The following is a 13,774-nucleotide window of genomic DNA, read 5'->3' as shown; positions in this document are numbered from 1 at the left end:
ATCCCTCCCTCACCATCTCGAGTTTATACGTTTACTCCCTTTTTCTGTGGTAAAATTCTAACCAGCGAAGAACGATCGAAAAAGAGATGAGATGGAAAGGGGATCATGATGAACATTATTTCGATTGAACCGACACCCAGTCCCAATTCGATGAAGATCAATGTGGATGAAACAGTGGCACAAGCAATCACTTATACCCAGGATAATCGGGAGCAAGCTCCGACGGTTATTCAAGCGGTGTTGGAGATTGACGGGGTGAAGAGTGTTTTCCGAGTGGCAGATTTTCTAGCGGTGGAACGAAATGGACGCATCGACTGGAAGGAAATTTTGCCGCGGGTACGAGAAGTGTTTGGAGAAGAAACCGTTTCCTCCGAAAATGCGACCTATGATGGATCGACAAAAGAAGCGTTTGGTGAGATAAAAGTGTATGTGCAAACCTTCCGCAGTCTGCCGATTCAGGTGAAATTGACAAATGAGGAAGAAGAGCGCCGGTTTGCATTACCGCCCCGTTTTGCTGAAGCGGTGATGAAGGCGCAATCCGCAGCGGAAAATATGGTAATGGAGAGGCGGTGGGAAGAGCGCGGTGTCCGCTACGGTGATTGGGATGAGGTCGGGGAAGAAGTCGTGCAAGAGGTGAGTGCTGCTTATGATGATGAGCGCTTGGCCGGATTGACAGAGTTGGCGCTTAACCTGCAAGCGGGGGAGACACCACAGGAGAAGAGCCGTGGGCGAAAAGTTACCCTTGCGATGATGAAAGAATCGGATTGGAAGAAGCGATATGCGGCCTTAGAACAGATGAATCCAACCTTGGAGGATCTCCCTGTACTCAACCAAGCCCTATCGGATCCCAAATCGTCCATCCGACGGTTGGCGACAGCGTATCTGGGAGCGATTGAAGATAAGGCGGTTTTGCCCGCGCTCTACCATGCATTAAAAGACGCCTCTGTCACCGTTCGCCGTACTGCGGGCGATTGTCTGTCCGATCTCGGAGATCCTGCCGCCATTCCACAAATGATCGAAGCGTTAACGGATAAGAGTAAATTGGTTCGGTGGCGTGCCGCCATGTTTCTATATGAAACAGGGGATGAGTCGGCTGTTCCAGCCCTGAGAGCGGCGGCAGAGGACCCGGAGTTTGAAGTGGCGATGCAAGCCAAAATGGCCCTGGAACGGATTGAGCGCGGGGAAGAAGCGGGCGGATCCGTTTGGCGGCAAATGACGAATCGGCATGAGCACGATAGCACCAAGTGATCGTGCGCAATACAACAAAACATTTTCGGACACGAAAGAGCTTTATGAAAACAGGAGTTACCCCTCTCGCTGTCGAATAGTGCAACGGTCTTTTTGAAAAGGCTTTACTCGATAGTCTCACTGGAGGTGGAAGGGTTGGAATTTAACCAGATTACCCTGGAAATGGGGGATGGTTGGACACTTTTAACCATCAATCGACCCACGGTGATGAATGCGCTCAATCAGGAGACATTGCGGGAGATCGAGCAGGCATTGGATCAAGTGGAAGCGCAGAAGAAGACCGGTGCTCTCATTCTCGCCGGAGCCGGTGAGAAAGCGTTTGTGGCAGGGGCGGACATTTCGGAACTGCGTCAGCTTCAATCGGCAAGTGATGCGGAGCGGTTGGCATCTTGGGGACAGCGATTATTTAGCCGTTTGGAAGAAATGCCGATTCCGGTAATCATGGCTGTCAACGGCTATGCCCTCGGCGGCGGCTTTGAATTAGCCCTGAGTGGGGATATTCTATTGGCTTCCGAGCGGGCACAATTCGGATTGCCGGAAATTCACTTAGGTGTGATGCCCGGCTATGGAGGAACGCAGCGTTTGGTTCGTCTGGTGGGGAAAAACACCGCCAAATATTATGCCATGACAGGTGAGCGGATGGATGCCGATACGGCATTGCAACTGGGCATTGTACAAAAAGTGGTGCCGAGTGCTGACTTGTTGCAGGAAGCAAAAGGATTGGCCGCCCAGCTGACCGCACAAGCCCCGATCGCGCTTCGCTATATTAAACAGACGATCAATCAGGGAATAGAGACGGACCTAAGGACTGGATTGCAGTTGGAGGCTTCTTCCTTTGGGCTGCTGTTTCATACACAAGACCGCATGGAAGGGATGAATGCATTTCTGGAGAAGCGAAAACCTTCTTTTCGCGGCGAATAGGGGCTATTGCTTTGATGCAATGGATAGATAAAAGAGGGTTACTTGGTATACGACGGGATGGGTGAGTGAAGCAAGAAAGCCCTTTTAGTGAAGGGCATTTCAGCAAAGGGTTGCGTTTTCCGGCAGAAGTTCCAAGTTTCAGCTTTGAAAATGAATAGGTGGTAGAATACATATGATAATTGAACGGCTGGAAGAGATGCCGGTTACAGTTTGGGTGGGAGTGGCCGTAGTATTGATTGTGATTATTGTGATCAATATTATAATCAGTAAAAAGCGCAGCCAGGAAGTGGACGAGCTCCAGAAAGCGTTTGGCGATCCCTATGATTATCCGGATGAGGACGAGGGGAAACTGGGGAAAAGAAGACCGGAAAAGAAGGAGACACCCTCCGAACAAGATCCGGAACAACCGGAACAGCAATCAACATTAAATCAACGTTCGGGTTCGGCAGCAGGTCGCAGACTACGGACAGCGGAAAAAACGCAGAATCGTGCACCTCAAACGAACACAAATACGGAAGAAGAATCGACACCGAGATCGGATATTTTGCAAAAACGCTTGCAAAAACAGGAGCAGGAACAAGAACAAGCAGTAGAGGAAACGGCAGCGGGCAAAGAAGCCAATGATGAACAGGGTCAAGCCCCCTTCGCTACCACTTCCATCCCTTCTCGGGGAAGCCGTCGCGGCAGAAAATCGAAGTAACCGTCAGTATCGCCGGATTTGTTCAATGATCCGGCGATTTTCTTTTGTTGGAATCGAGATGGATTCGGTATGATAATAAGAAGAAGGGTAGTCTCAGTCCTCCCTAATGTGTACACGGTAGCCTTACGAGAAATAAAGAGCAGAAAGGATTGATGGAAATGGTAGGATCCCATTGGAAAAGGGTTGCAGTATTGGCTGGTACGGTCTTTTTGCTGGCTGCATGCGTTCAGGAAAACCCACCGGCTGATGAAGGAGCAGACAACAATCAAGATGATTCCGGTGGTGCAGTGGAGCAAACGACCGCGGAAAACATCTATAACAACAACTGCATGAGCTGTCACGGACAAAACTTGGAAGGTGTTTCCGGTCCCGGCTTGAAAGAAGTGGGGGCGAAGTACTCCCAAGAGGAGATCGAAGAGATCATCATGAACGGAAAAGGGCGTATGCCTGCGATCAAACAACTATCGGACGAAAATCGGGCAGTACTGGCTGAGTGGTTAGCTGAGCATAAGTAAGCGGTGTTCCTTCAGGCGGCGGAGGGTTTATCTTTTCCCCGTCTAAAGCTCGCTTCCATTCCTATAGATAGAAAGTAAACGGTCCATCGGTGGGGGTTCCATCGATGGACCGTTCTTTGTGTGGTTATTGTATGGAGAGTGGGGGAGGAGTCTCAAAGCTTTTCTGTTTTTGAAGAAGTTCCGCCTCACAGACCGAACTTGTCGCATAATCTAGAAACGAGTTTCACGACAAAGGGAGATCTGGAAGCCGATGTTCCCTTTTGCAGCAAGGTTAACTGGCACAATCGTAGGTCGGGAAACGAAGCGATAAAGGCAGACTCCGATCGACGCGATCCAGACCAATAACCATGTCGCGATCCATGGATCGCTTCTTTTTTTGGCCTTTTTTACACAAATGGATTGAATAAATATTAGTACCTATGTATAATGATACGAAACCGATACGGAAGAGGGAGGAAGGAAACGATGAACGTCGCCGTGGTGGGAGCTACCGGTTATGGGAGTGGAGAGTTGGTACGGATATTAAATCGTCATCCGCATGTGACCATCCGTTCACTAGTCTCCTCATCGCAGGCCGGGGAGCGGCTGGTAGCGGTGTTTCCCCATTTGGCTCATCTGGATCAAACATTGGAGGAATGGGATGCTGATCGCTTGGCAGAACAGGTGGATGCCGTTTTTTTTGCCGCACCGGCGGGAGTAAGTAGCCGCCAGATGCCGCCATTGGTAGAACGGGGTGTCGTGGCGATCGACTTAGCCGGAGATTTCCGCCTAGAGCCGGAGGAGTATCAGCAATGGTACGGAAAAGAGGCTCCTGCTGCGACGTGGCTGGAGCGGGCGCAATACGGGTTGAGCGAATGGAACGCCGCCGCTATCGCCGAAGCTGATATCATCGCCAATCCTGGTTGTTATCCCACTGCCGCCTTGTTGGCGTTGCTGCCGCTGGTGCAAGCGGGTGCCTTAGATCAATCTTCAATCATGGTCGACGGAAAATCAGGGATCTCTGGTGCTGGTCGCGGGTTGAAGTTGAGCAGCTTGTACAGCGAAGTGGAGGGCAATGTGTTTCCCTATAAGGCAGGCGTTCATCAGCATACACCGGAGATGGAACGGTTTTTACAAATGTGGGGAACGGGTGATGATTGGCGTGTGTTGTTTACACCGCAAATTGTGCCGATGAGCCGCGGTATTCTGATTACTGCTTACAGTCGTCTCCGCGCTGGATGGACGGCACAGGACTTGCGTGACCGTTGGCGTGCCGCCTATGAAGAGGCCCCCTTTGTTCGCCTGTTGGAGGAGGGCCGCTGGCCGCGGACAAAGGAAGTACAGGGGAGTAATTATTGCGATTTACAGCTGCATGTTGATGATCGTACCGGCTATGTGGTGGTGGCTGCGGCGATCGATAATTTGGTCAAGGGTGCTGCGGGGCAAGCGGTACAAAACCTGAACATACGCATGGGTTGGCCGGAGACCGCCGGGCTGGTCGCAGATCCGCTGTTTCCATAAAAAAACGATGATCGGCTAAAAGAGAGGGGAGAAATCGAATTGGAACGGCTAAAAATGAGCACGATCACGGACAGCGATCAATTGGGGGTTGAAGCGATTGCGGCGCCGATGATTACATCCCCCCGCGGGTTTGCGGCTGCGGGCTTACATGCAGGGATTAAACGGAAGCGCAAAGATCTGGGTCTGTTGTATTGTCATGTCCCCGCAGCAGCGGCGGCGGTTTACACCACCAACGCCTTTCAGGCACCTCCGTTAGGCGTCACCCGTGAAGGGCTGGCTGCATCCAACGGACGGATGCAAGCATTATTGGTCAACAGCGGCAATGCCAACGCCTGCACCGGTGAACAGGGCTGGGAAGATGCCCGCGAAATGAGGCGCGCATGCGCACAAGCCCTGGGCATTTCTGAAACTCTCGTCGGCGTTACATCCACCGGCGTAATCGGAGAGCGATTGCCGTTGGAACGGATCGTTGACGCGGTTCCACCGTTGACCGCGTCGCTCTCGCCCCAGGGGGATCAGGATTTTGGCGCTGCCATCTTAACCACCGACACTTTTACAAAGGCAGCGGAAGCCCGTGTAAAAGTGGATGGTCAAGAGGTGCGGATCGCCGGGGCAGCCAAAGGTTCAGGTATGGTTCATCCCAATATGGCGACGATGTTAGCCTTTATCACCACTGATGCCGTCATTGAACCACCGGTGTTACAGCGGCTGTTAAAAGCAACAACGGATGAGAGCTTCAATATGATCACCGTTGACGGTGATTCCAGCACCAACGATATGGTGACAGTGATGGCTAGCGGATTGGCGGGGCATGACACATTGGATGAAGGGCATCCGGATTGGGGAGCGTTTCAATCCGCTTTTACCGATGTGAGTCGACGACTGGCACAAATGATTGCCCGGGACGGTGAGGGAGCGACCAAGTTGGTGGAAGTGACAGTGCAGGGAGCGGAAACCTTGGAAGGAGCCCGGCAGGCGGCGAAAACGGTGGTAGGATCCAGCTTGGTAAAGACAGCGGTATATGGAGAGGATCCCAACTGGGGGCGGCTGTTGTGTGCCCTGGGCTATTGCGGAACCTATGTCGATCCTGAGCGCGTCGATCTGTGGGTGGGTGAGCATCAGTTAGTGCAGCGAGGAATGGCGGTACCCAATGCCGAGGAGGCGGCAAAGGAAGCGTTGGTTGGGGATATGGTTCACTTTTTATTGGACCTCCATCAAGGGACGGCTGCCGCAACCGCTTGGGGCTGTGATCTCACCTATGATTATGTCCGGATTAATGCCAGCTATCGTACATGAGGGCGGTAACGATGGAAGGGATTTTTGAAAGCGAAATCCTTTTCCGTGCCACTCAGCGGAAGCCGCCGAGGGTGGGGAAAAGTGATGCTTTGCTGAGCGACAGTGAGTTTTTCCTCGCTCCTAACCTTTGCGACTGAGGTGGACAGTCTCCCTACATCGAAAAGAGAACGAGTTGATCGGCGTTCGCTGGCCGACGGACAAGCGATTTGCACACAGTAAGATCACGCATATTCAAAAATACCAGGAGTGGATCGATGCGATGAAAGGAGAGGATGGCCTTGCAGAGAAAAACCGTGGTGATCAAAGCGGGAGGAAGTGTGCTGGAGCGTCTCCATCCCACTTTTTTCAGCGGATGTGCGTCTCTCTTGGCAGCAGGCGTTCAGATTGTGATCGTTCACGGCGGTGGCCCGATGATCGGCCGGATGCAACAAAAATTGGGCTTGACCCCCCAGTTTGTGAACGGTTTGCGCGTAACCGACGACAACAGTCTGGAAGTGGTCCAGATGGTGTTGGCAGGATTACTGAACAAACAATTGGTTACCGCCTTGGAGCAAGCGGGGGCGCCCGCCTTTGGCTTGTCCGGGGTAGACCGGCAACTGCTCAAGGTCAAAGCAAAAGATCCCTCCTTGGGTTGGGTAGGGGAAGTGGATTCGGTGCGAGCAGAAGCGCTTCATCCCTTGTTGTCAGCGGGATGGGTTCCGGTCATCGCCTCCATTGGCCGTGATAAAGAGGGGCACCATTACAATGTAAACGCCGATACAGTTGCAGCGGCGATTGCACAATCCTTGCAAGCGGAACAGCTGTGGATGGTGACAGATGTGCCGGGGATCATGGCGGATGCCAATGGCAAAGGAGCGGTGTTGCCGCTTTTGACACCAAGTCAGGTGCGTTCCATGGTGGCGGAAGGACGGATTAGCGGCGGAATGATCCCAAAAGCGGAAGCCGCCTTAAATGGGTTAACGGGATCGGTGCAAGAAGTGGTGATCCTGGATGGCGGGGCCCCATTACCCCGATTTGACGGAGAGAAAGAGCAAGGGACGATCATTCGACGGGAGGAGGCGAAGGTGGATGGCGTTGTTTCCCACCTATAAACGGAATGGAATTCGGCCGATTCAGGCTGAAGGTGTAAAGGTGAAAGATGAACAGGGAAAAGAGTACCTGGACTTTACCTCTGGGCTGGGTGTCTGCAATCTGGGACATGCGCATCCGCAGGTGAAAAAAGCGTTACAGCAACAGATGGATGCGGTGTGGCACGTCTCCAATCTGTTTGAGATTCCGTTGCAGGAGCGCGTGGCGGAGCGTTTGGCACAATTGTCCGGTTTGGATTTTGCCTTTTTTTGCAACAGCGGAGCCGAGGCCAATGAAGCGGCGATCAAATTGGCACGCCGCTATGCCCAGGTGGTACGTGGGATTAAAGCGCCTCAGATTATCAGCTTTCATTCTTCCTTTCATGGACGGACGTTAGCCACCTTAACCGCGACCGGTCAGGAAAAAGTAAAAACCGGTTTTGACCCGTTGCCGCCCGGTTTTCACTATGCCACCTTTAACGATATTGATGATTTACAGGCCAGGATAGGAACCGATACTGCCGCCGTTTTACTGGAGCTGGTGCAGGGCGAAGGCGGCGTGCGCCCGGCGGATATGGCGTTTGTGCAGGCGGTGGAAGCGGAATGCCGCCAGCGTGATATTCTGCTGATCGTCGATGAAGTACAGACCGGAATGGGGCGGACGGGAGATGTATTCGCCTTTCAGCGGTGGGGTATTCAGCCGGATATCGTCACCTTGGCCAAAGGATTGGGAAACGGCTTTCCCATCGGTGCCCTCCTGGGCCGCGGCGGTTTAGAGAAAGTGTTTAGCGCTGGCAGTCATGGCAGCACCTTTGGTGGCAATCCCTTGGCGATGGCGGTGGCTGACGCTGTCCTCGACTGTTTGACGACTCCTGGCTTTTTAACGGAATCTCGTGCGTTAGGGGAGCATCTGGGCCAGCTTCTGCAAACGCGTTTGGAACCACTGCCGGGAATTCGGTCGGTACGGGGCCTGGGCTGGATGTGGGGCGTCGAGTTGGAGCGCCCGGTTGCTCCTTTGCTGCATGCCCTGGCTCAGAAGGGATTATTGGCTACTCCTGCCGGTGAAAAGGTCTTACGTCTGCTGCCGCCGGTAGTGACGACCAAAGCCCAAGTGGAACAGGCTGTGAATTTGATTGAAGAAACATGGTTGGAGTTGGAGGAGGTTGTGACGGATGGAAGCGTATCTGGTGTTTGACGATGGCGAGGCCTTTCCTGGAGAGTGGATTGGCACGCCTAAGGAAAAGGCCGGGGAAGTGGTGTTTACCACCGGTATGACAGGTTATCAAGAGGTGGTGACGGACCCTTCCTATGCTGGTCAGCTGGTAACCTTTAGTTATCCTTTGATCGGCAACTACGGCGTTTGGCCAGGAGAAAGCGAAAGCGCCGCCCCCCGCTGTGCGGGAATAGTGGTGAGTGAATTGTACCGGGAAGGAGACGCCTCCCTGGCGGAGTGGCTGGATCGGTGGGAGATCCCCGGAATCGCTGGAGTGGACACCCGTGCTGTGGTACGCAAAATTCGTGACGGTGGTGCGCGGATGGGCGTAGTAACCAGCGATCCCATCCGTACGCTGCAACAATGGCCTGACCCTCTCTCCCTGGAATGGGTAAAAGCGGTGACGGCAAAAGAACCTGTCGTTTACCCAGGGCAGGAAGGAGCTCCCCATATCGTTTTGGTCGATTTTGGCACCAAACAATCGATTGTGCAACATCTCGTCCAAGCCGGTTGCAAGGTGACGGTGGTCCCCTTTGATTGGCCGGTAGAAGCGATTCAAGCGATAAAACCGGATGGGCTTCTCTTCTCCAATGGACCGGGAGACCCCAAAGCACTCGCCCCGTATCTTTCTTCCTGGGTTTCACTGGTAAAACAAATTCCGACGATGGGCATCTGCCTCGGCCATCAGCTGCTGGCGCTGGCATTAGGGGCGGATACGGAACGGCTGCCCTTTGGTCATCGCGGCAGCAACCATCCCGTGCGGGAAGTGGAGAGCGGACAGGTGTGGATTACCCCGCAAAACCACGGTTACACTGTGCGTCCATCTTCAGTGGATACCACAGAGTGGCGTATCACCCATCAACATGTGAACGATGGATCGATCGAAGGGTTGGCTCATCGGTATTATCCCTTGTTTACCGTTCAATTTCACCCTGAAGCCCACCCGGGCCCTCGGGAGTCCGCCGCTCTGTTTCAACGCTTTTTGGATAGGGTGGAAGCGGCGAAAGGGGTGACGGTCTGATGGGAAAAATGGATGGGATTCAATCCGTGCTGGTGATCGGATCGGGACCGATCGTCATCGGGCAGGCGGCGGAGTTTGACTATAGCGGCACACAAGCGTGTCTGGCCTTAAAGGAAGAGGGGATTCGGGTCATCTTGGTCAACCATAATCCCGCCACCATTATGACCGATCCCGATATAGCCGATGTGATTTATATGGAGCCACAGACATCGGAGGTATTGACGCGGATTATCGAGCGGGAGCGGCCGGATGCACTGTTGGCCAACATGGGCGGTCAGACGGGCCTCAATCTGGCGATGGAGCTGGAGGAGCGAGGTGTATTAGAACGCTTTGGCGTTTGTCTGCTGGGTACCCCGGTGGAAACGATTCGCCGCGGAGAGGATCGGGAAGCTTTTAAACAGATGATGGAAGCATTGGGTGAACCGGTTCCTCAGGGACAGACAGTAACGACGGTGGAAGAAGCGTTGGTCTTTGCAGAAAAAGTGGGCTACCCTGTCGTCGTTCGTCCCGCTTACACCTTAGGCGGTTTTGGCGGAGGTGCGGCGGAAAATCCTGTGAAGCTGGCGCAGGTGGCTCGCAGAGGACTGGCAGCCAGTCCCATCGGTCAGGTGCTGGTGGAGGAGAGCATTCTCGGTTGGAAAGAGCTTGAATATGAAATGATGCGGGATCAGGCGGATACTTGTATCGCCGTCTGCAATATGGAAAATATCGATCCTGTCGGTGTGCATACCGGGGACAGCATGGTGACGGCACCTTCACAAACCTTGACGGATCAACAGTATCACATGCTGCGCACTGTGGCTTGTGATGTGATTCGGGCGCTGGAGGTGGTGGGGGGATGTAACATTCAGTTCGCCCTTCATCCCGAGACGGGAGAGTATCGGATTATCGAAGTTAATCCACGGGTAAGCCGTTCCAGTGCCCTCGCATCCAAAGCGACCGGTTATCCCATCGCCCGTTTGGCGGCCAAGTTGTGTTTGGGCTATCGGCTGGATGAGTGTCTCAATCCGGTTACCGGCCACACCTTTGCCAGCTTTGAACCGGCGTTGGATTATGTGGTGGTGAAGTTGCCGCGTTGGCCCTTTGACCAATTCCCCGGCGGAGAGCGGGATTTGGGCACACGAATGAAAGCGACAGGGGAAGTGATGGCCCTAGGCCGCAACTTGGAGACAGCTCTGTTTAAAGCGATTCGCTCACTGGATCAGGGTTGTGACAGCCTCTTGCGGGAGCAGGATCAAACGTTGTCCGATGATGCATTGGCGACGGCACTACAACACCCCGATGATAAGCGCTTGTTCTTATTGGCGGAAGCCTTCCGGCGCGGTTGGAGTGTAGAACGGGTTCACACTCTCACTGCCATCACCCCGTATTATCTGCATAAGATTGCGGGTATGACGGAGTTGGAACTCACCTTGGCAAAAGAGAGCTGGGAAAGCGTCTCCAATGCACGTTTGCAACAGGCGAAACAGTGGGGAGTCGCGGATTCGCTTCTGGCCCGTCTATGGCAGGTGGAGGAGAAGACGATTCGGAAACGGTTGCTGCAATTGGGTGAGAGCCCCGCTTACAAATGGGTAGATACCTGTGCCGGTGAGTTTGTCGCTGCAACGCCGTACTATTATTCTTCCTGGCAGGGAGCGGATGAAGTGACAGTGGACGAATCTCGGCCACGGGCGTTGGTGGTGGGCTCCGGCCCGATCCGTATCGGCCAGGGCATCGAATTTGACTACTGTTCCGTGCATGCCGCCAAATCGTTGCAACAGCGCAACTGGTGTGCCGTTGTCGTCAATAATAATCCCGAGACCGTCAGCACCGACTTTGCCACGGCGGATCGCCTCTACTTTGAGCCCTTGACGGTGGAAGATGTGGTTCATGTGGCCCGCAAAGAACAGGTGGAGGGTGTGTTGGTTCAGTTTGGCGGCCAGACGGCGATTCAGCTGATCAAAGGCTTGGAAGAAGCGGGCATTCCCGTATGGGGAACGACATCGGATATCATTGATCATGTGGAAGATCGCCATCGTTTTTATCAATTTCTGGAGCGCCTCGATATCCCTCATATCCCGGGAGAAACCGCCACATCTGCGGCAGAAGCCTTGCAAGTGGGAGAAAAACTGGGATATCCCTTGTTGGTGCGCCCCTCCTATGTGATCGGAGGAAGGGGAATGCAGGTGGTGGGTAGCCAGGAAGAGCTGGCGGTGTTACTGGAGGAAACGTGTAATAACGCCGGGTCGGAGCGGTTATTTCCGCTGCTGCTGGATCGCTTTTTAGAAGGGATGGAGGTGGAAGTGGACGCCGTCACCGATGGCCGCGATGTGTCCATCCCCACGCTGGTCCAACACGTGGAACGGGCGGGTGTTCACTCCGGCGATAGCCTCGCGATATTAGGAGCCCCTGATCTTGATGCGAAGACAGCGCAAAAAGTGGTGGAAACCACTACCGCCATTGCGACTGAACTGGGACATGTGGGATTGCTCAATATCCAGTTTGTCGTAACGGAGGGGCGTGTCTATGTGTTGGAGGTAAACCCCCGCGCTTCCCGCACGGTGCCGATTATCTCCAAAGTGACCGGCGTTCCCATGATCGATTGGGCAACACGGGTACAAATGGGTGAAAAGCTGGCTTCCTTTGCGCCTCTGGGCTTGTTGCCGCGACCGCAGGTGTGGGCGGTGAAGGGGTCCGTCTTCTCTACCCCCAAATTGCCGGAAGTCGATCCCGCGTTGGGACCGCGGATGAAATCGACGGGTGAAGTGCTGGGTGTGGGGCACACATTAGAGCAGGCGCTGGCCAAGGCGGTGCCATGGACAGTGTCGGGATCATTGCCACCGGTGGCGCCGGGAAGTGCGCTGCTGCTGGCGGTGGCCGATACCCGTAAAGAAGAGGTCCTGCCGTTGGCACGTCAATTGGCACAAGCTGGGGTTTCATTGACGGCAACAACCGAAACGGCCCAATTTCTTCGGAAGAAAGGCATGGATGCCATCGTGGAATGCCCCCCGGAAAATTGGGAGGAATGGTTTGCTCTTGACTGCCCCAAAGCGGTGTTAAACATTCCTACACGGGGAGAAGATCCGAAGCGTGCTGGTTTTCGCTTACGCCAACTGACGTTGGAATGGCAGGTACCCTGTTTTACCTCGGTGGATACCTTTCAAGCCTGGTTGCGGTCCAATGCTTGGATCGATTCTACCGAGGTGGAACCTTTTCAGGTACCGAGATTGAAGGAGCTGATCACAGGATGAGCGCAACGACGATGACAGCAGTGCCACCGGACTTAGCAGGGAGAGATTGTTTGACGGTTTCCGCTTTTTCGCCGGAGGAAGTACAGGGTTTGATCCGCCATGCCTACTGGCTGAAAGAACAGAAAAAAGCGGGCAAACACTACGCTCCCTTAACCGATAAAACCTTGGCGATGATCTTTGACAAATCCTCCACCCGTACCCGTGTCTCCTTTGAGACGGGCATGGCTCAGCTGGGTGGTCATGCTCTCGCGTTAAACCGGCAGGAATTACAATTGGGACGGGGAGAAAGCGTAGAAGATACCGCCCGCATTTTGTCCGGTTACGTCGATGCTGTCCTGATCCGCACTTTTCAGCATGAGTTGGTGGAGCAGCTGGCGGAGAACGCCTCCATTCCGATTATTAACGGCCTGACGGATCTTCATCATCCCTGTCAAGCTTTTGCCGATGTGATGACCTTGGCTGAACTGAAACCGGGACGAGACGATCTGCGTTTGGCCTATGTAGGAGACGGCAACAATGTGCTTCACTCTTTAGCAGAAGCGGCGGCATTGACGGGGATCGAGCTGGTAGCGGCCACACCGCCGGGGTATGAACCGGATGCGGCCATATGGCAACAGGCACAAGCGCTCGCTTCTACTACCGGTGCTCGCCTCCATCTTACCCATGATCCACGGGAAGCGGTGGCCGATGCCGATGCGGTTTATACCGACGTATGGGCCAGCATGGGTCAGGAAGCGGAAAAAGAGAAACGGCAGCGCGATTTTGACGGCTTTATCGTCGACGCCTCCCTGATGAACTTCGCCCGCTCCGACGCCGTTTTCCTCCATTGCCTCCCAGCCTATCGCGGCTTAGAAGTAGCGGCGGAAGTGATGGACGGACCGCAGTCGGTCGTCTTTCAACAGGCGGAAAACCGCCTTCATGTGCAGAAGGCGTTGTTGGTGTCGTTGTTGGTAGGAAACGGGTGAGGGGTTTGGCTTATTTCATTTGGATATATGTTACAAACTTTGGATAATGGCCATTTGAAGTGTCATTATAGGCGGAGTTGTATAATTGATTCTGGCTA

At 53.9% G+C, this 13,774-nt stretch carries 11 protein-coding genes; all 11 read left to right on the top strand.

Going from position 1 to position 13,774, the window contains the following annotated elements; translation table 11 throughout:
* The first annotated feature begins 108 nt into the window (after positions 1-108).
* The 11 genes from C8J48_RS14725 (at position 109) to argF (ending at position 13,676) form a co-directional block, all read left to right on the top strand.
* Positions 109-1,248: a conserved virulence factor C family protein gene (locus C8J48_RS14725; protein WP_107728001.1), complete on the top strand. Its 1,140-nt coding sequence runs from the start codon at positions 109-111 to the stop codon at positions 1,246-1,248.
* Positions 1,249-1,383: 135 nt separating this feature from the next.
* Entirely contained in the window at positions 1,384-2,169 is a 786-nt protein-coding gene (locus tag C8J48_RS14720) for an enoyl-CoA hydratase/isomerase family protein (RefSeq protein WP_107728000.1), read from the top strand.
* 172 nt (positions 2,170-2,341) lie between these two features.
* Positions 2,342-2,869, top strand: a complete 528-nt coding sequence (locus C8J48_RS14715) for a hypothetical protein (RefSeq protein ID WP_107727999.1) — start codon at positions 2,342-2,344, stop codon at positions 2,867-2,869.
* Positions 2,870-3,021: 152 nt separating this feature from the next.
* The gene (locus tag C8J48_RS14710; protein ID WP_170105580.1) at positions 3,022-3,384 is read left to right on the top strand and encodes a c-type cytochrome; all 363 of its coding nucleotides are present in this window, start codon (positions 3,022-3,024) and stop codon (positions 3,382-3,384) included.
* A 465-nt stretch (positions 3,385-3,849) separates the two neighbouring features.
* Positions 3,850-4,884 (top strand): N-acetyl-gamma-glutamyl-phosphate reductase, encoded by a 1,035-nt coding sequence (argC, locus tag C8J48_RS14705; protein ID WP_107727997.1) that lies wholly within the window; start codon positions 3,850-3,852, stop codon positions 4,882-4,884.
* Between the two features lie 54 nt (positions 4,885-4,938).
* Complete coding sequence (gene argJ / locus C8J48_RS14700; protein ID WP_107728260.1) at positions 4,939-6,180, top strand: bifunctional glutamate N-acetyltransferase/amino-acid acetyltransferase ArgJ; 1,242 nt, start codon at positions 4,939-4,941, stop codon at positions 6,178-6,180.
* Between the two features lie 278 nt (positions 6,181-6,458).
* Positions 6,459-7,271 carry an acetylglutamate kinase gene (gene argB / locus C8J48_RS14695; protein ID WP_245891241.1) on the top strand — a complete coding sequence of 271 codons (813 nt, stop codon included), beginning with the start codon at positions 6,459-6,461 and terminating at the stop codon, positions 7,269-7,271.
* On the top strand, positions 7,249-8,442 hold the full coding sequence (locus tag C8J48_RS14690; protein ID WP_107727995.1) for an acetylornithine transaminase: 1,194 nt from the start codon (positions 7,249-7,251) through the stop codon (positions 8,440-8,442). The genes argB and C8J48_RS14690 overlap by 23 nt, the downstream gene beginning before the upstream one ends.
* Positions 8,420-9,481 carry a carbamoyl phosphate synthase small subunit gene (locus C8J48_RS14685; protein ID WP_107727994.1) on the top strand — a complete coding sequence of 354 codons (1,062 nt, stop codon included), beginning with the start codon at positions 8,420-8,422 and terminating at the stop codon, positions 9,479-9,481. The genes C8J48_RS14690 and C8J48_RS14685 overlap by 23 nt, the downstream gene beginning before the upstream one ends.
* On the top strand, positions 9,481-12,711 hold the full coding sequence (carB, locus tag C8J48_RS14680; protein ID WP_107727993.1) for a carbamoyl-phosphate synthase (glutamine-hydrolyzing) large subunit: 3,231 nt from the start codon (positions 9,481-9,483) through the stop codon (positions 12,709-12,711). Before C8J48_RS14685 ends, carB begins: the two co-directional genes overlap by 1 nt.
* On the top strand, positions 12,708-13,676 hold the full coding sequence (argF, locus tag C8J48_RS14675; RefSeq protein WP_425430481.1) for an ornithine carbamoyltransferase: 969 nt from the start codon (positions 12,708-12,710) through the stop codon (positions 13,674-13,676). The genes carB and argF overlap by 4 nt, the downstream gene beginning before the upstream one ends.
* Positions 13,677-13,774 lie beyond the last annotated feature (98 nt).

Source organism: Desmospora activa DSM 45169, assembly GCF_003046315.1.
Classification (GTDB): Bacteria; Bacillota; Bacilli; order Thermoactinomycetales; family DSM-45169; genus Desmospora; species Desmospora activa.
The sequence above is the reverse complement of the archived record's forward strand: the minus strand, read 5'-3'. Positions and strand labels throughout refer to the sequence as shown.